Here is a 20,455-nt window from a genome sequence, read left to right as displayed (position 1 = left end):
GGCGGGGCCGGGCTGGGCGCGGGACTGGGCGACGGCGCCGGGGTGCCCGGCGTCGGCGGTGGTGGCGGTGCGGGCTGCGCCGGCGGCTGGTCTGGATAGGGACGCGGCTGCGGCGCGGGCGCGGGTTGCTGCCCACTGTCGGCGGGCGGCTGACCACCCTCGGCGGGCAGTGGAGCACCCGGTTCCGCGGGGGCGATCGGCGGCATGCCGGGCATCCCCGGAACGCCGCCGGGTGCGGCGGGCGGTGCGCCTTGGGGCGACTCCCATGGCGGCGGCTCCGTCATGGCGGGGATGGCGTGGATGACCGGCCGGATGTAGAGCCGCGCGGTCTGGCCGAGGTTGCGCGCGTCGCTGGTGTCGCTGCCGGGCACGGTGATGACCAGGTTGTTGCCGTCGATGATGACCTCGGAACCCGAGACGCCGAGACCGTTGACGCGGTCGTTGATGATCTGCTGGGCCTGGTTGAGCGCTTCGCGGGTGGGCGGCGATCCGTCCGGGGTGCGCGCGGTCAGGGTCACGCGGGTGCCACCCTGCAGGTCGATGCCCAGTTTGGGCGCCGCCTGCTTGTCCCCTGTCAGAAAGACAAGGCAGTAAGCGCCGATGAGCAACGCCAAGAACAGCGTCAGATAGCGGTAAGGGTGCACCGGCGCCGAAGACGATGCCACGTTTCAGGGTCTCCTTGAGGTCAGTTCGTCAGCACCGCAAAGCGTACGTGCTCTTGCTGAGTCCTCAGTTGTCAGTCTTCGTGTTGGGGCTCTCGGTGAGTTCGGTGGCGGTCGGTTCCGCGCTGTCGTCCTCATCGAAGTCGTCGTCGTCCTCGATGCGGTCCCGAACGGCGAGCTTCATCCAGGTCGTGACGACCCCGGGGGCGATCTCCAACTCGATGTCGTCGTCGGTGATGGCGACGATGGTGCCTTCCAGCCCGGACGTGGTGTGAATCCGATCGCCGACCTGAAGCGAATTGTGCAGGTCGATGGTGGCCTGCATCGCCTTCTTCTGACGCCGCGACGCGAAGAACATGAACGCGCCCAGCACGATGAGCAGGGGCAAAAAGATGACGAGATCCATGAAGGTAATTGTCTTTCGTTAGGTCTTGCGGTCACGGCGCGCAGACGGCAGGCCAAGCGCCTCGTAAATGACCAGTGTGCCATTGTGCCCGGTGCCGCTGAATGCACGCACCTGCCGTCCCGCCCCGTACGACGAAATCCGTCGCCGCCTGCCGGTATGGCCGGTGATCCCGTCGCCAACCCGCTCGATGTGTGATCGAATCGGTGAATCCGAGGTGTGCTCGTGCTGATCCTCACCGACCGCTGACGACAGGAGCTCTCCGATGGCCGATCCGTTGCGCGTTGGAAACTTCATCGGCGGCGAGCGCGTCGAGTCGGCAAGTGGGGCCACCGTGGCGCTCGTCGACCCGAGCACCGGCGAGCAGTACGGCACCGCCCCGATCTCCTCCGAAGCCGACATCGACAGCGCCTACGGCGCGGCGGCCAAGGCGTTCGCCGACTGGAAGCGCACCACCCCGGCGACCCGGCAGAAGGCGCTTCTCGACTTCGCCGACGACGTCGAGAAGCACGCGAAGGATCTGGTCGAGGCCGAGGGCCGCAACACCGGCAAGCCCAATCACGTCACCATGGCCGAGGAGATCCCGCCGATGGTCGACCAGATTCGGTTCTTCGCCGGTGCCGCGCGGGTGTTGGAGGGCAAGTCCGCCGGGGAGTACATGGCCGACCACACCTCGTGGATCCGCCGCGAGCCGGTCGGCGTGATCGGCCAGGTGGCGCCGTGGAACTACCCGATGATGATGGCGGTCTGGAAGTTCGTGCCCGCGATCGCCGCGGGCAACACGGTCGTGCTCAAGCCCAGCGACACCACCCCGGTGACGACGGTGATGCTCGCCGAGATCGCGTCACGTCATCTTCCACCCGGCGTGCTGAACGTGGTCTGCGGCGACCGGGACACCGGTGCCGCGGTGATCGCGCATCCGACGCCGCAGATGGTTTCGATCACCGGTTCGGTGGCCGCGGGCCGAGCGGTCGCCGTCAGCGCGGGCGGACATCTCAAGCGCACGCATCTGGAACTGGGCGGCAAGGCGCCCGTGCTGGTGTTCGACGACTGCGACGTCGCGACGGCCGCCGAAGGCATCGCCACAGCGGGCTACTTCAACGCCGGCCAGGACTGCACCGCGGCCACCCGGGTGCTGGCCGGCGCCAACGTCGCCGCCGACCTGACCGACGCGCTGGCCGAACAGGCACGCGGCGCGACGACCACGTTCGGCAGGCCGGCCGACGACGAGGACGCCTGGGTGCCGCCGGTCAACAACGCCAACCAGCTCGAGCGGGTGCTCGGGTTCCTCGGTGACGTGCCGTCGCACGCCACCGTGGCCGCCGGCGGCGGACGGCAGGGCGGGCAGGGCTTCTACGTCGAGCCGACGGTGATCGGCGGGCTGCGCCACGACGACCGGCTCAGTCAGCAGGAGATCTTCGGCCCGGTCATCACCGTGCAGTCCTTCGCCGATGAGGAGCAGGCGGTGGCGTGCGCCAACGGTGTGGACTACGGTCTGGCATCTTCGGTGTGGACCCGCGACGTGTCACGGGCGCTGCGGGTCTCGGCGGCGCTGGACTTCGGCTGCGTGTGGATCAACACCCATATTCCGCTGGTGGCCGAGATGCCCCATGGCGGGTTCAAGTCGTCGGGCCACGGCAAGGACCTGTCGATGTACGGCTTGGAGGACTACACCCGCGTCAAGCACGTGATGGCCTATACGGGTCAGCCCGCCTGATTCAGAAGACGCCGTCGGTCAGCAGCGTGGCCACGAAGCGGTAGATGTCGTCGACGGTGAGCTCGACACCGTCGACCTCGACGTCGATCAGGTTCGACAACAGGTCGTCAGTGGGTTTCCAGCACCGTTCGGCGATCTTGAGGTCGACGTACTGATACAGCGCCTCTTCGTCTCGCGGCGACATCGGCGCGGTGGCCCACCGGGCGAACAACGGCCAGTCCTCTTCGGGGAAACCGAATGCCTCGCACAGTGCGGTGGCTGAATTCTGGCGTGCGACAATGGAATCGGTGATGCCAGGCCATTCAGGCATGCTGGCCTCCTCGGACGAATCGGAAAAGCGATTAGCGGCGTACCTTCGCCACAACGTTTAGATAGCCACGCTATCTTCCCGATTCACGGGATGCCGTCACGCAGATCACAGCGCGCGCGTGAGCCTCGTCCCACCCGGAGTGACGGTGGGATCCACGTCACCGCTTGACGTCGCTGACACACAAGGTGTCCCGATGCCGTGGGGCATGGGACACCTTGTGCCGCCCGGATCACCGGGCGCGGCTGCTACCGGTGGGCGAGGCGTTGTCCGCGCTGGCCGCCGTTGCTGCGAAACATGTTGCGCCAGCTGCGACGGCGCGGTTGCGCGGAATCCGCGGTCGGCCCGATGACCTCGGTGCGCTGATCCGCCATCGCGGGCTCAGACCGGTCGGCGGGTACCGCTGCGGCGGGCGCGGGCTCGGCGACCGCGGTCGTCGTACGGTCCGCCCACTCGACGTCACGCACGCTGCGCACCGAGATGCGGCCGAGCGCGGCGCCGCCCAGGAGCACGATCAGCGCGCCCAGGCCGTAGAAGTACGTCAGCTCCAGCGCCACCCGCTTGGCCTCGGTGGCCGCGACCGGCGCACCGGCATCGCCGATTCCGAGCGGGCCTGCCAGGGCACGCCCGATGACGAACCAAGCACCGCCGGCAACGGCGAGCCAGCCGCCGAACATGGCCGTCGCCCGGTTACGTGACACCAGCAGCATCAGACCACCCAGCGCGGTCACCGCCCCGGGTAGCACCTCCAGCCAGCCCCGTCCGGTGGTCCACGTCCACGCCTGGTCGGGGCTGAACGCGAAATTGAACAGCGGACCGACGAACGGAATGAGCGCACCCCACGCACCCAAGAGAATTAACAGCAAACCGCTTGCGGCGCCCCGACTGCGTCGCATGTGCAGTCGGCCGCCCCTGGTGGGTACACGAGTATCGGTCATGATGCCTCCTTGATCCCCGGCTGATTACCCGCGTCGACGCCCGCGTAACCCGACATCGCTACGTTGGGCGGTATGCGGCTTGACGGTGAGGCGGCGCGGGAAGTGCTGGCCGACACGTGGGAGCGTTGGGCTCGTCGGTGCAGCCGGCTCAGCGCCGAGGAATGGGCGACGCCCACCCGCTGCGAGGACTGGGATGTCGCGGCGCTGCTCGCCCATGTCTGCCCGGATCCGGCGATGTTCGCCCGGCTCGCCGAAGCGGTCGTCGACCCGCCGGCAGCGGTCACCGACGCCGCGGTGCTGTTGCGGCGCTTCAACGCACCCGACGGGGTCGCCAACACGAACGCCGGCAGCCTCGCCGAACAGGCCAGGTCTGACGCCGCGGCGTTGACTCCGGAGGCGGCGGCGCGTCGGTTCGCCGAGTCCGCCCGCACCCTGCGCGCGACCGCCGTGCCGGCAAACACCGTGATTGCCTATCCGTACGTGGGCAGCACCACGCTCGCGGTGATCACCGAGACCGCGCTGATGGAGGCCACCGTGCATCTGCTCGACCTCGCGGCCGCGGTCGGCGGTGTCGAACCGTCCCCGCAGGCGCTCGCGGCGACCCGTGACCTGCTGATCTCCGTTCCGGACGCGACGGCCGCCGTCGAGGTGCTCGCCGGCCGCGCCGCCCCCGAGCGCGCGGTACCCGCGATCCGCTGACTTCGGCGCCGCTACAGCGGCACAGCGAACGCCAGCAGCACGACCGTGAGCAGCGCGAACAGACCTTGGGTGAGCGCGGCGAAACCCTTCACACGCCGACGCTCTCCACCCGCACGATCGGTGGTATCGCCAGCATGAGCAGGCCGGTCAACGCCATCCACACGACCGTGCTGAAGGCGCCGGGCAGCCCGATCCAGGTGTGCAGCAGCGCGGGCACGCCGAGTACGCCCAGCGCCGCCGACCATTTCGGCAGCACCGCGGTGCGCCAGACCACGTACGCGGTCGCGAAAATCACTGCGGCAGCGCCGAGTTGGCTGTAGTGGTACAGCCAAGCCGCCAACCCGAGGTACGGCTGCGCGTACTCGACGACGCTCAGGTCGTCGAACTGCACGACGGCCGCCGGCACGGCCACCTCGGCGGCCAGGCCCGCGGCCGTCAGCGCGACGAACACCGAGGCACCGATGACCGCGGTGTAGAACGCGCCCGTGGCGCCGGTGGCTGACCGAAGCGTGGCCATGAGCACGCCGAGGAACAAGATGCCGAGCACGATGTGCGCGACCGGCAACGTGCCGTTGGCGGTGAGAAACGCTGCGGCGCTGTCGAAGTAGGCTCGCGCGCCGCCGGCATCCGCGGGGGCCTCGGGAGATCCGATGAGGTAGGCAGGGACGATCGCGGCCGCCGATGCGATTCCGCACAGCCCGCCGAGCCGTATCGTTCCGCTGCCCATCGCGATCCCCTACTCGAACAGTCCCGGCTGGCCCAAGCCGCTGACCCTGGTCGGCGGGGTCATCCCCAGGTGCGTCCACGCCTGCGGGGTGGCCACCCGGCCACGCGGGGTGCGGGCGATCATTCCCGCCCGCACCAGAAACGGCTCACACACCTCCTCGACCGTGGTGGCCTCCTCCCCCACCGCGACGGCCAATGTCGACACGCCGACCGGGCCGCCGCCGAAACTTCTTGTGAGCGCCGACAATACCGCCCGGTCGAGCCGATCGAGGCCCAGTTCGTCGACGTCGTACACCTCCAACGCCGCCTTGGCGATGTCGCGGGTGATGACCCCGTCGGCCCGTACCTCGGCGTAGTCGCGGACCCGGCGCAGCAGCCGGTTGGCGATGCGCGGCGTTCCGCGGGAACGCCGGGCGATCTCGGCGCCCGCGTCGGCGCCCAACTCGATGCCCAAAATGCCGGCCGAACGCATCAGCACCTGCTCGAGCTCGGCCGGTTCGTAGAAGTCCATGTGGGCGGTGAAGCCGAACCGGTCGCGCAACGGGCCGGTCAGCGCGCCAGAGCGGGTGGTGGCGCCGACGAGCGTGAACGGCGCGACCTCCAGCGGAATCGACGTCGCTCCAGGGCCTTTGCCGACCACGACGTCGACGCGGAAGTCCTCCATCGCCAGATACAGCATCTCCTCGGCGGGGCGGGCGATGCGGTGGATCTCGTCGATGAACAGCACGTCGTGCTCGACGAGGTTGGACAGCATCGCCGCCAGATCACCCGCCCGCTCCAGCGCGGGCCCGGAGGTGACCCGCAGCGACGAGCCGAGTTCGGCGGCGATGATCATCGCCAGCGACGTCTTGCCCAGCCCGGGCGGCCCGGACAGCAGGATGTGATCGGGTGTGCCGCCGCGGTTCTTGGCGCCTTCGATGACCAGCTGCAGCTGTTCGCGTACCCGGGGCTGGCCGATGAACTCGCCGAGCGAGCGCGGGCGCAGGCTGGCGTCGATGTCGCCCTCCCCGACCGTCAGCGCCGGCGACACCTCCCGCTCGTCGGGTTCCTCGGACTCGTCGAACCGGCTCACTTCTTACCTAACATCGACAGCGCCGCGCGCAGCGCGCTGGACTGGGTGGCTTCGGGGTCGTTGGCCAGCACCTTGTCGGTGGCCTCCTCGGCCTGCTTGGCGGCAAAGCCAAGGCCCACAAGGGCTTCCACCACCGGGCCGCGCACCGAGTGGCCGTTCACCGCGGCGGCGCCCGTCGGCGTGACCGCACCCATCTTGTCCCGCAGGCTGAGCACCATCAGCTCGGCGGTCTTCTTGCCCACCTTGGGAATTCGCGTCAGCGCGGTGATGTCGCTCTCGGCGATGGCTTGGCGCAGGGTGGGTCCGTCGTACATGGCGAGCGCACCCAGCGCGATGGAGGGCCCGATTCCGGAGACGCCGAGCAGCGTCAGGAACAGGTCGCGGGCGTCGCCGTCGGGAAAGCCGTACAGCGTCATCGAGTCCTCGCGCACGATCATCGCGGTGATCAACCGCGCTTCGCTGCCCCGGCGCAACGTGGCCAGCGCGGACGGTGTCGCCATCACCTTGTAGCCCACCCCGGCCGCCTCGATGACGACGTGGTCGAGGGCGATGTCGAGGACCTCGCCGCGAATGGATGCGATCATCGTGCTGCTCTCACTTTGGCCTGCTGGGCGGCCTGCTGGGCCTTTAACCTCGCGTTGTACTTGCGTTTCTGCTCGGCGGCCAGCGCCTCGGCGGCGGCCATCCGCGCGATCATGGGGGCGCGCCAGCAGTGGCAGATGGCCAGCGCCAACGCGTCGGCGGCGTCCGCGGGCGTCGGCTTGGTCTGCAGCGCGAGGATCCTGGTGACCATCGCGGTGACCTGCGCCTTGTCGGCGTTGCCGTTGCCGGTGACAGCGGCCTTGACCTCGCTGGGCGTGTGGAAGTGCACATCGATGTCGCGTTTGGCCGCAGCCAACGCGATGACCCCGCCGGCCTGCGCGGTGCCCATCACGGTCGACACGTTCTGCTGGGAGAACACCCGCTCGATCGCGATGACGTCGGGTTTGTGGGTGTCCATCCAGTACTCGACCGCGTCGCTGATGGTGAGCAGCCGGTGGTGCAGCGCCTGGTCGGAGGGGGTGCGAACGACGTCGACGTCCAACGCGATGACTTGCCTGCCCGTGCCGCCCTCGATGACCGACAGGCCGCAGCGCGTCAACCCGGGATCGACGCCCATCACCCGCACGGCCGCTCCTTCTGTGAACACTTGTTCGAGAGCTTAGCCGGAGAAGTCGACACCGCCGGGCAGGACACGCTCGGGGCTGCGTTCCTCACGCCGAACGGGACGAATTGGTCGAAAAGTGCGAGCGAAATCCACCAAAACGTCGGTCTCGGCGGAAAGGGAGGAGTCAGTCCTCGCTGTCGAGCTCGGCCGCGACGTCGTCGGGGATGTCCATGTTGGTGTAGACCTCCTGCACGTCGTCGAGGTCCTCGAGCGAGTCGACCAGCTTCATGATCTTGCGCGCACCTTCGAGGTCGACGGGCACGGTCACCGACGGTTCGAAACCGGCCTCCGCCGACTCGTAGTCGATGCCGGCGTCCTGCAGTGCGGTGCGCACCGCGACCAGATCGCCGGGCTCGGAGATCACCTGGAAGCTGTCGCCGAGGTCGTTGACCTCCTCGGCGCCGGCCTCGAGCACGGCGGTCAACACGTCGTCCTCGCTCAGGCCGTCCTTGTCGAGGGTGACCACGCCCTTGCGGGAGAACAGATACGCCACCGACCCGGGGTCGGCCATGTTGCCGCCGTTGCGGGTCATCGCCACCCGGACCTCGCTGGCCGCGCGGTTGCGGTTGTCGGTGAGGCACTCGATCAGCACCGCGACGCCGTTGGGGCCGTAGCCCTCGTAGGTGATGTTCTGGTACTCGGCGCCGCCGGCTTCCTCACCGGCCCCGCGGCGACGGGCCCGCTCGATGTTGTCGTTGGGGACCGAGTTCTTCTTCGCCTTCTGGATCGCGTCGTACAGCGTCGGGTTGCCGGCCGGGTCACCGCCGCCGACCCGCGCCGCCACCTCGACGTTCTTGATCAGCTTGGCGAACATCTTGCCGCGGCGGGCGTCGATGACGGCTTTCTTGTGCTTGGTGGTGGCCCACTTGGAATGGCCGCTCATTCAGGTCGTACCTCTTTCGTGCGCGCTTCCGCGCCAAGTTTCGTGCGTTGAGTCCGCCCGACGAGTCTACGTGGGACTTTGACGTGTCACCGCACAGCGTCGGGCGGCGTCACCGCGACGATTCGGTAGTCGACGGCGGCGGGCCAGCCGATGTGGCCGGCGAGGTGCACCTGGATCCACGTCGGCGCACCCGACGGGTCGTCGGTGAAGGTGGCCGCGGCGTGGACGATGGCCGCCGTCTCCCCCGACGCGCGAAGCGCCACCGACGCCGTCAGCGTCGCGTTTCCCAGCGCACCCCGGGCATACGGCAGACAATCGGGAACGAAGAACGCCGTCTGAAAGTTGGGCACCCGGATGCCCTTCGGCGCGTTCGGCGCCCTGCGTAGGGTCAGCCCGCTGACCTGGGGTTTGCCGTCGAGCCAGGCCGTGCCGGTGTAGTCGGTGCGGCGCGCCTCGCCGCCGTCGGCCAGCCGCACCAGGGTGTCGATGCGCGGCTGCGGCTCCACCTCGATGAGGGTCACCCCCGCATCCGATCACACCTCCGAACGTCCGCGCGCCAAGTTGCCGCCCCGGTTTCACATCGAACTTACTCAGCAGTAAGATGCTTGCCATGTCGTTCTCGTTGGAGCTCTCCCCCGACCTCATCCATGTCCGGGACTGGGTGCATGACTTCGCCGCCGACGTGATCCGACCGGCCGCCGCCGAGTGGGACGAACGCGAAGAGACGCCCTGGCCGATCATCCAGGAAGCCGCCAAGGTGGGCATCTACTCCATGGAGTTCTTCGCCGAGCAGTCCGCGGAGCCGTCCGGATTGGGCATGTTGACCGCGTTCGAGGAAATGTTCTGGGGCGACGCCGGAATCGCGCTGTCGATCCTGGGCACCGGGCTGGCCGCGGCCTCCCTGGCCGCCAACGGCACCCCCGAACAGATCGGCGAATGGGTGCCGCAGATGTTCGGCACGGTCAACGACCCCAAGGTCGCCGCGTTCTGTTCGTCGGAACCGGGCGCCGGGTCCGACGTCGGCGCCATTCTCACCCGCGCCCGCTATGACGAGGCCACCGACGAGTGGGTGCTCAACGGCACCAAGACCTGGGCCACCAACGGCGGCATCGCCGAGGTGCACGTCGTCGTGGCCTCGGTGTATCCCGAGCTCGGCACCCGTGGCCAGGCCACCTTCATCATCCCGCCCAACACCCCCGGGTTCCGGCAGGGCCAGAAGTTCCTCAAGCACGGCATCCGGGCCTCGCACACCGCCGAGGTGGTGCTCGAAGACGTGCGCATCCCGGGCCGGCTCATCGTCGGCGGCCGCGAGAAGTTCGAGGAACGCATCGCGCGGGCCCGCGAGGGCAAGAGCGCCAAGAGCCAGGCCGCGCTGGCCACCTTCGAGCGCACCCGCCCGACCGTCGGCGCGATGGCCGTCGGTGTCGCCCGCGCGGCCTACGAGTACGCGCTGGATTACGCGTTGCAGCGCGAGCAATTCGGCCGCAAGATCGCCGAATTCCAAGCCATCGCCTTCAAATTGGCCGACATGAAGTCGCGCATCGACGCGTCGCGGCTGCTGGTGTGGCGCGCGGGCTGGATGGCCCGCAACGGCAAGTCGTTCGACAACGCCGAGGGCTCGATGGCCAAGCTCGTCGCCAGCGAGACCGCGGTCTATGTCACCGACGAGGCCATCCAGATCCTCGGCGGCAACGGCTACACGCGCGACTACCCGGTCGAGCGGATGCACCGCGACGCGAAGATCTTCACGATCTTCGAGGGCACCAGCGAGATCCAGCGCCTGGTGATCGGCCGCGCGGTCACCGGCCTGCCGCTGCGCTGACCGGCGATTTCGGCGCGCTGACAGCCCGTCACGGGGCATAAGCGCGCCGAAATCACTCAGGAGAGCAGGTCGACGAACAGCTTGTGGATGCGGCGGTCGCCGGTCATCTCCGGATGAAACGCCGTCGCGAGCATGCGGCCCTGCCGCACCGCGACGACGTGGCCCGCCGCCTCGCCGAGCACCTGCACGCCCGGCCCGACGCGCTCCACCCACGGCGCTCGGATGAACACCGCGTGCACCGGCCCGTCGAGCCCGTCGAACGCGATGTCACCCTCGAACGAATCGACCTGGCGACCGAAAGCGTTGCGCCGCACGGTGATATCGATCGCCTTCAACGGCGTGGCCTCGCGTCCGGCGGCACCGGCGTCCAGGATCTCCGACGCCAGCAGGATCATGCCCGCACACGATCCGTAGGCGGGCATCCCCTCGGCCAGCCGGGCGCGCAGCGGTTCGAGCAGCTCGAGTTCCCGCAGCAGATGGCTCATCGTGGTGGACTCCCCGCCCGGGATCACCAACGCGTCCACCCGCTCCAGCTCACTCAACCGCCGCACGGTCGACACCTCGGCGCCGGCTTCGCGCAGCGCGGCGAGGTGCTCACGGGTGTCGCCCTGCAGTGCCAGCACACCGACGTGCGGCGTACTCATGGCTTGTAGTCGCGCTTGTAGCGGGTCAGCCCCTCCTGCATCACCGCGGCCACCATGTCGCCGTACTGGTTGAAGATCTTGCCCTGGCACAGTGACCGTCCGCCCGAGGCCGACGGCGAAGACTGGTCGTAGAGCAGCCACTCGTCGGCCCGGAACGAGCGCATGAACCACATGGCGTGGTCCAGCGAGGCGACCTGCAGGTGCTGGCGTACCTCCGGATAGTTCACCTGCGCCGAACCCAGCAGGGTGAGGTCGCTCATGTAGGCCAGCGCGCAGATGTGCAGCACGCGGTCGTCGGGCAGCGGGTCGCGGTGGCGGAACCACACCTGCTGCTGGGACGCCTTGCCGGGCAACAGCGTGAGCTGATCGCGCGGAACCAGGCGCACGTCCCACTCGGCGAACTGCGCGAACCCCGCGTCGTCGAACGCGCCCTGGGAGATGAAGCTCGGCAGGTCCTCGGGTGGCGGCGCGACGGGTACGGCGTCCTGGTGCTCGATACCGCTCTGGTCGGTCTGAAACGACGCCGACATCGAGAAGATGGTCTCGCCGTGCTGGATGGCGTTCACGCGGCGGGTGACGAACGACCCGCCGTCGCGCAGCCGCTCGACGATGTAGACCGACGGGGCGCGGGCGTCACCCGGCCGCAGGAAGTAGCCGTGCAGGGAGTGCACCTCAAACCGCGGATCCACGGTGCGCACCGCCGAGACCAGCGACTGGCCGGCCACGTGTCCGCCGAATGTCCGTTGGAAGTAACCGGATTCGGGGCTGAAGACACCGCCGCGGTAGATGTTGACCTCGAGCTGCTCGAGGTCGAGGATCTGTTCGATCGACACGAGATGTGTTTACCAGCCGCGTTCGGCGAGCCGATGCGGGGCCGCAACGTCCTCGACGTTGATGCCGACCATCGGCTCCCCGAGCCCGCGTGACACCTTTGCCAGCACGTCAGGGTCGTCGTAGAAGGTGGTGGCCTTGACGATCGCGGCGGCGCGGGCCGCCGGGTCGCCGGACTTGAAGATGCCGGAGCCGACGAACACGCCCTCCGCGCCGAGCTGCATCATCATGGCCGCGTCGGCGGGGGTCGCGATGCCGCCCGCGGTGAACAACGTCACCGGCAGCTTCCCGGCCCGCGCCACCTCGACCACCAGATCGTAGGGCGCCTGCAATTCCTTTGCGGCGACATACAATTCGTCTTCGGACATCGACGTCAGACGCCGGATCTCGCCGCCGATCTGACGCATGTGGGTGGTCGCGTTGGAGACGTCGCCGGTGCCGGCCTCGCCCTTGGAGCGGATCATCGCCGCGCCCTCGGTGATGCGGCGCAGCGCCTCGCCGAGGTTGGTCGCCCCGCACACGAACGGCACGGTGAACTTCCACTTGTCGATGTGGTGGGCGTAGTCGGCGGGGGTGAGCACCTCGGACTCGTCGATGTAGTCCACGCCGAGGCTCTGCAGGATCTGCGCCTCGACGAAATGGCCGATGCGGACCTTGGCCATCACCGGGATCGTGACCGCCGAAATGATGCCCTCGATGAGATCAGGATCACTCATCCGCGCGACCCCGCCCTGGGCGCGAATGTCGGCAGGTACGCGTTCGAGGGCCATCACGGCCACCGCGCCCGCCCCCTCGGCGATGCGCGCCTGCTCGGGGGTGACCACGTCCATGATCACGCCGCCCTTGAGCATTTCGGCCATGCCGCGCTTGACTCGTGCGGTGCCGGTCTGCGACACGGACCCGTCGTTCGCCGCGGTTTCCACTGCTATCTCCTCCAGATCGCTACTGATCCACTGTAATGGCGGCCGCAAATGCGTTTATTTCGCAGCATCAGCGAATCGATTGCAGCTGCCGCCGCGGCACGGTGTCCCGCGCGTCGGCCAGCTCGTCGGCCAGTTCGTTGGCCTGAGCCAGCAGCTCGCCGAGTTGCACGGGGTACACAGCTTCCCCGCTGGCGACCAACTCGTGGATCATTGTCTCATCGCACCAGCGGTAGCCGTGAATGTAGGACCGCTCCAGACCGGTTCGCCCGGCCGGCGAGGGTTCGAACCGGCGGGTGCGGTGCACGAAGAACATCTCCTCGCTGCGGATCACCGACCCGTTGAAGTCGATCACCGCGTTGCGCCGCCACACCGGCCCGATCATCTGGTCGGGCTCCACCCGCAGCCCCGTTTCCTCTTCCACTTCGCGTGCCGCGGCCCCCTGCAGCGTCTCACCCTGTTGTACGGCCCCGCCGACCGTGAACCACCAGCGCGGCGCCGGGTCGCGCGCGGCGCCGACGAACGCCGGGTCGGATCCGCTCAACAGCAGCACCGCGCCGGACTCGTCCAGCAACACGACCCGCGCCGAAAGGCGCCGACTCACTCCCGACGTGGTATCCGCCCGTTCGGCGATCTCGAAATACGTTGGCAGCGCGGCGGTCCCGCCGAGCCGCAGCAACCGCACCGCCGGACGTTCCCGCAGCGCGAGGGTGTCGCGGACGGCGTCGTTGTGGAAGCGGCGCGCCAGCAGCACCCGGGCCTCGGCGTCGGCGAGTTCGGCGACCAGAGCGACGGGCACCGACGCCGGATCCACCATCGCCAGCGCAGCGGACAGCTCGTTCTCGGCGACCTCGCGCGTCGACCGGGGAGCACGTTCGGCCGCGTCGGCCAGCGCCGCCAGCCGCTTGCCCTGTGGCCCGCCTCCGTAGGCGTCGGCGGCCACCGCACGGGCGACGACGGCCCGGCGCGCCAGCGCCCCGTCCAGGACCTGCCAGGACAGGTCGTAGCGCACATGCAGGCGGTCGAGCCGGTTGGCCGTCTGCAGCGCCCATCCGCCGATCGCGAGGAACACCACGACCAGGACCGCGAGCGTGATCACCACGACCCAGGTGATGGTCAACTCGCCACCTGCACCTTGATCCCCGCCCCCGCCACGGTCTCGTAGACCCGCATGATCTGGCGGGCCACCACCGACCAGTCATAGCGCCGCACCGCATCCGATGCCGCCGCGATGTAGCGCTCGCGCCGGGTGTCGTTCTCCAGCATTTCGATCAGGCCCTCGGCGAGCGCGGCGGAGTCGTCGACGGGGACCAACCGGCCGACCGCGCCGTCCATCAGCACCCGCCGGAAGGCGTCGAGGTCGCTGGCCACCACCGGGGTGCCGGCCGCCATCGCCTCCACGAGCACGATGCCGAAGCTCTCGCCGCCGGTGTGCGGCGCGCAGTAGACGTCGGCGCTGCGCATCGCCGACGCCTTCTCGCGGTCGTCGACCTGCCCGAGGAACCGCAGGTGCCGGGCCAGCTTCCCGGCGTTCTCGCGCAGTTGGTCGGCGTCGCCGCGGCCGACGATGAGGATCTCGATGTCCTCGAACCGCTCGACCAGCGTCGGCAGGGCCCGCAGCAGCACGGCCATGCCCTTGCGGGGCTCGTCGAACCGGCCGAGGAACAGCACCGACTTGCCCGGCCGCGGATAACCGTCCAGCAGCGGGGCGGACGCGAACGACTCGACATCGACCCCGTTGGGAATCTCGACCGCGTCGCTGCCCAACGCCTCCATCTGCCACCGCCGGGCCAGTTCGGACACCGCGATACGGCCGACGATCTTCTCGTGCATGGGTCGAAGGATCGGTTCGAACACACTGAGCGTCAACGACTTTGTCGTCGAGGTGTGGAAGGTCGCGACGATCGGGCCTTCGGCGATGTTGAGCGCCAGCATCGACAGGCTCGGAGCGTTGGGTTCGTGCAGGTGCAACACGTCGAAATCGCCCTCGGCCAGCCAGCGCTTGACCATGCGGTGGGTGGCGGGGCCGAACCGCAGGCGCGCCACCGAACCGTTGTACGGGATCGGCACCGCCCTGCCGCCGGACACCACGTAGTCCGGCAGGGTCACATCCGGCGACGACGGCGCCAGCACGCTGACCTCGTGCCCGTGGCCGCGCATCACCTCGGCCAGTTGCAGGACGTGGGACTGCACGCCGCCGGGCACGTCGAACGAATACGGGCACACCATGCCGATCCGCATCAGTTCGCTCCCAGTTTGGCGCGCCGCTCGGCGGGCAGATCGGCCAGCCATTGCGGCTGAATCATGTGCCAGTCTGCCGGGTGCGCGGCGATGTTGCGGGCGAACCGGTCAGCCAGCGCCTGGGTGATGACGGTGACGTCCCCTGACGAGGTGTCCACCGGCGGATACACCCCCATGCCCCAACCGTCCCCCTCGAACCAGCAGTGCGCAGGCAACAGGACCGCCCCGGTCTCGATGGCCAGCTTCGCCGATCCGGCGGGCATGCGGGTCGGTTCGCCGAAGAAGTCGACCTGGACACCGTTGCGGCTGAGGTCCCGTTCGGCCATCAGGCACACGATCCGGTTGTCGGACAGCCGTTCGCGCAGGATCTCGTACGCAGGGCGTTCGCCACCGGACGACGGCAGCACCTCGAACCCCAGGCTCTCCCGGTAGGCCACGAACCGGTTGTACAGCGATTCGGGTTTGAGGCGTTCGGCGACGGTGGTGAACGGGCCGTGGTTCTGCACCAGCCACACCCCGGCCATGTCCCAGTTGCCGGAGTGCGGAAGCGCCAGCACCACGCCGCGGCCGTGTTCCAGCGCCGCCCACACCCGGTCGACGTCGTGCACGAAAAGCTCGCGGCCGAGCGCTTCGTGGTCCATGGTCGGCAGCCGGAACGCCTCGCGCCAGTACCGCGCGTACGACGCCAGCGACGCCCGGATCAATCCGTCCGGCACCCGGTCGGGGGTGACGCCGATGACGCGGGCCAGGTTCTTGCGCAGCTGTTCTGGGCCACCGCCGCGCGCGGCATAGTGCGCCCCCGCGCCGAACGCGTTGCGCGCCACGACCTCCGGCATGGCGCGCACCAGGCGCCAGCCGGCCGCGAAGCCCCAGTCCGTCAACCGTCCGCTCAACGGGTTGCCCGACTGCGGTCCCGGCTGAGTGCTCGTCACGCCGGGTCCTCCCCCGGCGGGTGGGGTTCGCGGGCGTCGGGTTTGGTCAGCAGATCCATCGCGCCGGGCGAGGTGCGCACGCTGTGCACCCGCTGCCCGAGCGTGATGAGGCTGGTGATCGCCAGCACCCACATCGCCACGTGCAGCGCCCACGGCTGCGGAAAGAACGGCAGGTCCGAGACGCCGGCCCCGACGAGCACGATGATCAGCCGTTCGGGCCGCTCGATCAGCCCGCCCTCCCCGGAGAGCCCGCTCGCCTCGGCGCGGGCCTTGATGTAGGAGATGACCTGCGAGGTGACCAGGCAGATCGCGGTCGCCACCACGAGCGAGGTGCTGTGCAGGCCGAACGCGGCCCACCACAGCAGCCCGCAGAAGATCGCGCCGTCGCCGATGCGGTCGCAGGTGGCGTCGAGCACGGCACCGAACCGGGTGCCGCCGCCGCGCTCCCGGGCCATCGCGCCGTCGAGCATGTCGGCGAGCACGAAAAACCACACGGCGACCGCGCCCCACCACAACTGGCCGATCGGGAACAGGATCAGCGCGCCCAGCACCGAGCCGGCCGTGCCGAAGATGGTGATCATGTCCGGGGTCAGGCCCGCCCGCAGCGCGGCCTTGGCGATCGGCTTACTGAGCTTCTCGTAAGCCGCGCGGGTCATCAGGTAGAAGTTGCTCACTTCTGTTTTGCCCACTCCGTTGCCAGCAGTTGACGGGTCTCGCGCAGCAGCTGCGGCACCACCTTGGCGCCGCCGATGATCGTGATGAAGTTCGCGTCGCCGATCCAGCGCGGCACCACGTGCATGTGCAGGTGCTCGGCCAGCGAACCACCCGAGACCCTGCCCAGGTTGAGCCCGACGTTGAAGCCCATCGGGTTCGAGACGCTCTTGATCACCCGGATCGACTTCTGGGTGAACGCCATCAGCTCGGCGCTCTCGGCCTCGGTGAGGTCCTCCAGCTCCGACACCCGCCGGTAGGGCACCACCATGAGGTGGCCGGGGTTGTACGGGTAGAGGTTGAGCACCGCGTACACCAGCTCGCCGCGGGCCACCACGAGACCGTCCTCATCGGAGAGCGTCGGGATCTCGGTGAACGGCCTTGACCCACCGCTCTTTTCGCGCTGCGCCGGGGTCTCGGCGATGTAGCTCATCCGGTGCGGCGTCCACAGCCGCTGCAGGTGGTCGGGCTCACCGACGCCGTGGTCGACGATCGTGCGATCGTCGTCCAGTTCGGCTGCCGGCTGGTCGCGCAGGCTTTCGTCACTGGTCACGACTTGTTGCCCACCTTGAGTAGTTCCGCGGTGGGAGCGGCGTTTTCCCGGCTCGCCACCCAGTTGACGATGGCTTCGATCGCGTCGTCGCGCGGCACCCCGTTGAGCTGGGTGCGGTCGCCGAAGCGGAAGCTGACCGCCCCAGCCTCCACGTCGCGGTCGCCGGCGACCAACATGAACGGCACCTTCTGGTTGGTGTGGTTGACGATCTTCTTGGCCATCCGGTCGTCGCTGCTGTCCACCTCGGCGCGGATGCCGCGCAGTTTCAGTTGCGCGGCAACGCCGTTGAGGTACGGGATGTGGTCGTCGGAGACCGGGATGCCGACCACCTGCACCGGCGCCAGCCACGCCGGGAATGCGCCTGCGTAGTGCTCGGTGAGGATGCCGAAGAACCGCTCGATCGACCCGAACAGCGCACGGTGGATCATCACCGGCCGCTGCCGGGTCCCGTCGGCGGCGGTGTACTCCAACTCGAAACGCTCGGGGAAGTTGAAATCCAGCTGGATGGTCGACATCTGCCAGCTGCGCCCCAGCGCGTCCTTGACCTGCACCGAGATCTTCGGCCCGTAGAACGCCGCGCCGCCGGGATCGGGCACCAGGTCCAGGCCGGAGGCCTCACCCACCTCCGCGAGCACCGCGGTGGCCTCTTCCCAGAGTTCGTCGGAGCCGACGAACTTCTCCGGGTCCTTCGTGGACAGCTCGAGGTAGAACTCGGTCAGGCCATAGTCGGCGAGCAGATCCAGCACGAACCGCAGCAGCGAGGTCAGCTCGCCGCGCATCTGGTCGCGGGTGCAGTAGATGTGCGCGTCGTCCATCGTCAGCCCGCGCACCCGGGTCAGCCCGTGGACGACGCCGGAGAGCTCGTAGCGGTAGACGGTGCCGAATTCGAAGAGCCGCAACGGCAGTTCGCGATAGGACCGCCCGCGCGACCTGAAGATCAGGCAGTGCATCGGGCAGTTCATCGGCTTGAGGTAGTAGTCCTGGCCCGGCTTGCGCACCGTGCCGTCCTCGTTGTACTCGGCGTCGAGGTGCATCGGCGGGAACATGCCGTCGGCGTACCAGTCCAGGTGACCGGAGATCTTGAACAGCTCGGCCTTGGTGATGTGCGGGGTGTTGACGAACTGATAGCCGGCCTCGCTGTGCTTGCGCCGCGAATAGTCCTCGAGCTCACGCCGGATGATGCCGCCCTTGGGGTGGAAAACGGCTAAGCCGGAACCGATTTCGTCGGGAAAGCTGAACAGGTCGAGTTCGGCGCCGAGCCTGCGGTGGTCGCGGCGCTGGGCTTCCTCGATCAGCTCCAGGTGGCGGTCGAGGGCTTCCTGGGACTCCCAGGCGGTGCCGTAGATGCGCTGCAGGCTGGGGTTGTTCTGATTGCCGCGCCAGTAGGCCGCCGAGGTGCGGGTCAGCTTGAACGCCGGGATGAAGCGGGTGGTCGGAATGTGCGGCCCGCGGCACAGATCGCCCCACTCCCGTTCTTTGGTGCGGGGATTGAGGTTGTCGTAGGCGGTGAGCTCGTCGCCGCCGACCTCCATCACCTCTGGGTCGCCGGACTTGTCGTCGACGAGTTCGAGCTTGTAGGGCTCGTTGGCAAGTTCTTCTCGCGCTTGCTCTTTGGACTCATAGACGCGCCGCGAGAACAGCTGGCCTTCCTTGACGATCTGGCGCATCCGCTTCTCGAGCGCCTCGAGATCCTCTGGGGTGAACGCGCGCTCGACGTCGAAGTCGTAGTAGAAGCCGTCGGTGATCGGCGGGCCGATGCCGAGCTTGGCCTCGGGGAACAGATCCTGAACCGCCTGGGCGAGCACGTGCGCGGTGGAGTGGCGCAGCACGCTGCGGCCCTCCTCGGTGTTGGCGGCCACGGGCGTCACCTCGACGTCGGAGTCCGGCGTCCACGACAGGTCACGCAGCCGGCCCTCGGGGTCGCGCACGACGACGATCGCGTCGGGGGCGCCGCGGCTGGGCAGACCCGCCTCCCGAACCGCCGCGCCCGCGGTGGTCCCGGCAGCCACCCGGATCGGGGCTGCAGGGGCGTGGTTGACGGCGGCGCTCATCGGTGACTCTCCAGGTTCTCGAAGCAAATTTCCAACCAACTCAGGACGCGACCATGCTATCTAGGCGCTCGCTCAGGATCCCAAGCCAATGGGGCTGTTCAGCCAGGTCCACTCGATGCCGACCAGTCCGGCGCCCCACGCCAGCGCCCCGAGCAGCCACAGCGTCACCACCACGACCAGCGCGGTGAACACGCCGCCGAGCGCCTGCACGGTCCAGTGCTGACCGCGCAACCACGTCATCACCTCGTCGTAGCGCCTGCGGACCAGGAGAAGCGCGCGTCGCGCCCACATGAACTCAGTGGACAGGATGCCCAACCCGACGAACACGATGGCCCAGCCCGGCCCGGGATACGGGATCGCCACGATGCCGACGGCCAGCACCAGCAGGCCGACGATCCCGACAGTGATCCGGTACGCGAAGTCGATCCGGCGGCGTCGGCGCAGCCGCTCACGCCACCGCAGGAAGCGGTTGACCCGCTGGTCTTGCTGGTCCTGCTGGTCGGTCACGGTTGGCCCGGCTTGAGCTTGACGAACAGCGCCTCGGCGTCGGCCAGCACGGTGTCGCCGTCGAGCACCCGGCCCTCGATGAAGATCTTTCGGCCCTCGACGCGTTCGATGCCGGCGTCGACCTGCAGTTCCTTCTCGATCGGCACGATCTTGCGGTAGTTGACGTGCAGGAACGCTGTGCGCTGGTACGGTCCGTCGGTCAGCCGGAACGCGGCGTAGCCCAGGACGGAGTCGAACATCTGGGCAATGCACCCGCCGTGCACGGCGCCGTTGCGGCCGAGGTGGAACCGGCGGAAGCGCACGACGCCGCCGACCCGCCCGGCGTCGGTCTTGTGGTACTCCCCCGGGATGCCGAGCACGCTGCCCCGGTTCGGCAGGTCCAGGCGCCGGCCCGACGGCGACGTCCACTCGTCGACCTCGTAGGGCGCCAGCAGCTGGGAGAGCTTGTCGAGTAGGTCGGCGGCCTCGGTGATCACCTCGTCGGGGGCGTCGACCGCGCGGGCGTGGTCCTGCAGTGTGCGAACCCCTTCGACGAACCTGCCGTAGTCCGGGCCGCCCTTGGCGGTGGGCTGCGGCGGATTGAACCCGCCACCGGGATGCGCGTCGATGCTCACCCGCCCACCGTATTG

At 68.8% G+C, this 20,455-nt stretch carries 23 protein-coding genes and 1 pseudogene; 3 read left to right on the top strand and 21 right to left on the bottom strand.

The window, feature by feature from the left end:
• Both MELE44368_RS03320 and yajC read right to left on the bottom strand, forming a co-directional pair.
• Nucleotides 1-665 (bottom strand): annotated as a pseudogene (locus MELE44368_RS03320) (protein translocase subunit SecD); the annotation flags it as partial.
• 64 nt (nucleotides 666-729) lie between these two features.
• Nucleotides 730-1,068 carry a preprotein translocase subunit YajC gene (gene yajC / locus MELE44368_RS03315; protein ID WP_128107176.1) on the bottom strand — a complete coding sequence of 113 codons (339 nt, stop codon included), beginning with the start codon at nucleotides 1,066-1,068 and terminating at the stop codon, nucleotides 730-732.
• A 262-nt stretch (nucleotides 1,069-1,330) separates the two neighbouring features.
• On the opposite strand from yajC, the gene MELE44368_RS03310 reads away from it, so the two are divergent.
• The gene (locus tag MELE44368_RS03310; RefSeq protein WP_128107175.1) at nucleotides 1,331-2,782 is read left to right on the top strand and encodes an aminobutyraldehyde dehydrogenase; all 1,452 of its coding nucleotides are present in this window, start codon (nucleotides 1,331-1,333) and stop codon (nucleotides 2,780-2,782) included.
• A gap of 1 nt (nucleotide 2,783) precedes the next feature.
• On the opposite strand, the gene MELE44368_RS03305 is transcribed toward MELE44368_RS03310, so the two are convergent.
• Both MELE44368_RS03305 and MELE44368_RS03300 read right to left on the bottom strand, forming a co-directional pair.
• A complete protein-coding gene (locus MELE44368_RS03305) occupies nucleotides 2,784-3,092 on the bottom strand; it encodes a cytochrome P450 family protein (RefSeq protein ID WP_128107174.1) in 309 nt (102 codons plus the stop codon).
• Between the two features lie 245 nt (nucleotides 3,093-3,337).
• A complete protein-coding gene (locus tag MELE44368_RS03300; protein ID WP_128107173.1) occupies nucleotides 3,338-4,027 on the bottom strand; it encodes a hypothetical protein in 690 nt (229 codons plus the stop codon).
• A 72-nt stretch (nucleotides 4,028-4,099) separates the two neighbouring features.
• Here MELE44368_RS03300 and MELE44368_RS03295 point away from each other — a divergent pair, with 72 nt between their 5' ends.
• Entirely contained in the window at nucleotides 4,100-4,726 is a 627-nt protein-coding gene (locus MELE44368_RS03295) for a maleylpyruvate isomerase N-terminal domain-containing protein (protein WP_128107172.1), read from the top strand.
• A gap of 88 nt (nucleotides 4,727-4,814) precedes the next feature.
• Here the strand turns inward: MELE44368_RS03295 and MELE44368_RS03290 are convergent, their stop codons facing one another.
• The 6 genes from MELE44368_RS03290 to MELE44368_RS03265 all read right to left on the bottom strand — a co-directional run bounded on the left by MELE44368_RS03290 (nucleotide 4,815) and on the right by MELE44368_RS03265 (nucleotide 9,135).
• On the bottom strand, nucleotides 4,815-5,453 hold the full coding sequence (locus tag MELE44368_RS03290; RefSeq protein ID WP_128107171.1) for a hypothetical protein: 639 nt from the start codon (nucleotides 5,451-5,453) through the stop codon (nucleotides 4,815-4,817).
• 9 nt (nucleotides 5,454-5,462) lie between these two features.
• Complete coding sequence (ruvB, locus tag MELE44368_RS03285) at nucleotides 5,463-6,524, bottom strand: Holliday junction branch migration DNA helicase RuvB (RefSeq protein ID WP_128107170.1); 1,062 nt, start codon at nucleotides 6,522-6,524, stop codon at nucleotides 5,463-5,465.
• Complete coding sequence (ruvA, locus tag MELE44368_RS03280; RefSeq protein WP_128107169.1) at nucleotides 6,521-7,108, bottom strand: Holliday junction branch migration protein RuvA; 588 nt, start codon at nucleotides 7,106-7,108, stop codon at nucleotides 6,521-6,523. The genes ruvB and ruvA overlap by 4 nt, the downstream gene beginning before the upstream one ends.
• A complete protein-coding gene (ruvC, locus tag MELE44368_RS03275) occupies nucleotides 7,105-7,692 on the bottom strand; it encodes a crossover junction endodeoxyribonuclease RuvC (protein ID WP_128107193.1) in 588 nt (195 codons plus the stop codon). Before ruvC ends, ruvA begins: the two co-directional genes overlap by 4 nt.
• A gap of 163 nt (nucleotides 7,693-7,855) precedes the next feature.
• Nucleotides 7,856-8,614: a YebC/PmpR family DNA-binding transcriptional regulator gene (locus tag MELE44368_RS03270; RefSeq protein ID WP_128107168.1), complete on the bottom strand. Its 759-nt coding sequence runs from the start codon at nucleotides 8,612-8,614 to the stop codon at nucleotides 7,856-7,858.
• A gap of 86 nt (nucleotides 8,615-8,700) precedes the next feature.
• Nucleotides 8,701-9,135: a hypothetical protein gene (locus MELE44368_RS03265; RefSeq protein ID WP_128107167.1), complete on the bottom strand. Its 435-nt coding sequence runs from the start codon at nucleotides 9,133-9,135 to the stop codon at nucleotides 8,701-8,703.
• A gap of 89 nt (nucleotides 9,136-9,224) precedes the next feature.
• On the opposite strand from MELE44368_RS03265, the gene MELE44368_RS03260 reads away from it, so the two are divergent.
• Nucleotides 9,225-10,436 (top strand): acyl-CoA dehydrogenase family protein, encoded by a 1,212-nt coding sequence (locus MELE44368_RS03260; protein WP_128107166.1) that lies wholly within the window; start codon nucleotides 9,225-9,227, stop codon nucleotides 10,434-10,436.
• 56 nt (nucleotides 10,437-10,492) lie between these two features.
• On the opposite strand, the gene pdxT is transcribed toward MELE44368_RS03260, so the two are convergent.
• From pdxT to MELE44368_RS03205, 11 genes are all read right to left on the bottom strand, one after another.
• Nucleotides 10,493-11,080, bottom strand: coding sequence for a pyridoxal 5'-phosphate synthase glutaminase subunit PdxT (pdxT, locus tag MELE44368_RS03255; RefSeq protein WP_128107165.1), 588 nt, complete (start codon nucleotides 11,078-11,080; stop codon nucleotides 10,493-10,495).
• Nucleotides 11,077-11,913: an acyl-CoA thioesterase II gene (locus MELE44368_RS03250; RefSeq protein WP_128107164.1), complete on the bottom strand. Its 837-nt coding sequence runs from the start codon at nucleotides 11,911-11,913 to the stop codon at nucleotides 11,077-11,079. Before MELE44368_RS03250 ends, pdxT begins: the two co-directional genes overlap by 4 nt.
• Before the next feature lie 9 nt (nucleotides 11,914-11,922).
• Nucleotides 11,923-12,834: a pyridoxal 5'-phosphate synthase lyase subunit PdxS gene (gene pdxS, locus MELE44368_RS03245; RefSeq protein ID WP_046751670.1), complete on the bottom strand. Its 912-nt coding sequence runs from the start codon at nucleotides 12,832-12,834 to the stop codon at nucleotides 11,923-11,925.
• Nucleotides 12,835-12,901: 67 nt separating this feature from the next.
• Nucleotides 12,902-13,945, bottom strand: a complete 1,044-nt coding sequence (locus MELE44368_RS03240; protein ID WP_128107192.1) for an NUDIX hydrolase — start codon at nucleotides 13,943-13,945, stop codon at nucleotides 12,902-12,904.
• Between the two features lie 2 nt (nucleotides 13,946-13,947).
• Nucleotides 13,948-15,072, bottom strand: a complete 1,125-nt coding sequence (locus MELE44368_RS03235) for a glycosyltransferase family 4 protein (RefSeq protein ID WP_128107163.1) — start codon at nucleotides 15,070-15,072, stop codon at nucleotides 13,948-13,950.
• A complete protein-coding gene (locus MELE44368_RS03230) occupies nucleotides 15,072-16,004 on the bottom strand; it encodes a phosphatidylinositol mannoside acyltransferase (RefSeq protein WP_128107162.1) in 933 nt (310 codons plus the stop codon). Before MELE44368_RS03230 ends, MELE44368_RS03235 begins: the two co-directional genes overlap by 1 nt.
• On the bottom strand, nucleotides 16,001-16,678 hold the full coding sequence (gene pgsA / locus MELE44368_RS03225) for a phosphatidylinositol phosphate synthase (protein WP_128107161.1): 678 nt from the start codon (nucleotides 16,676-16,678) through the stop codon (nucleotides 16,001-16,003). The genes MELE44368_RS03230 and pgsA overlap by 4 nt, the downstream gene beginning before the upstream one ends.
• Nucleotides 16,675-17,268 carry an ATP adenylyltransferase gene (locus MELE44368_RS03220; protein ID WP_277749988.1) on the bottom strand — a complete coding sequence of 198 codons (594 nt, stop codon included), beginning with the start codon at nucleotides 17,266-17,268 and terminating at the stop codon, nucleotides 16,675-16,677. The genes pgsA and MELE44368_RS03220 overlap by 4 nt, the downstream gene beginning before the upstream one ends.
• Nucleotides 17,265-19,319: a threonine--tRNA ligase gene (gene thrS / locus MELE44368_RS03215; RefSeq protein ID WP_128107160.1), complete on the bottom strand. Its 2,055-nt coding sequence runs from the start codon at nucleotides 19,317-19,319 to the stop codon at nucleotides 17,265-17,267. Before thrS ends, MELE44368_RS03220 begins: the two co-directional genes overlap by 4 nt.
• 72 nt (nucleotides 19,320-19,391) lie before the next feature.
• Nucleotides 19,392-19,826 carry a TIGR02611 family protein gene (locus tag MELE44368_RS03210; protein WP_128107159.1) on the bottom strand — a complete coding sequence of 145 codons (435 nt, stop codon included), beginning with the start codon at nucleotides 19,824-19,826 and terminating at the stop codon, nucleotides 19,392-19,394.
• Complete coding sequence (locus tag MELE44368_RS03205) at nucleotides 19,823-20,440, bottom strand: PaaI family thioesterase (RefSeq protein WP_409366094.1); 618 nt, start codon at nucleotides 20,438-20,440, stop codon at nucleotides 19,823-19,825. Before MELE44368_RS03205 ends, MELE44368_RS03210 begins: the two co-directional genes overlap by 4 nt.
• Nucleotides 20,441-20,455: the final 15 nt, after the last annotated feature.

The sequence above is a fragment of the Mycolicibacterium elephantis DSM 44368 genome (assembly GCF_004014805.1).
Classification (GTDB): domain Bacteria; phylum Actinomycetota; class Actinomycetes; order Mycobacteriales; family Mycobacteriaceae; genus Mycobacterium; species Mycobacterium elephantis.
Note: the sequence above shows the minus strand (reverse complement) of the source record. Positions and strands in the feature narration are given on the sequence as shown.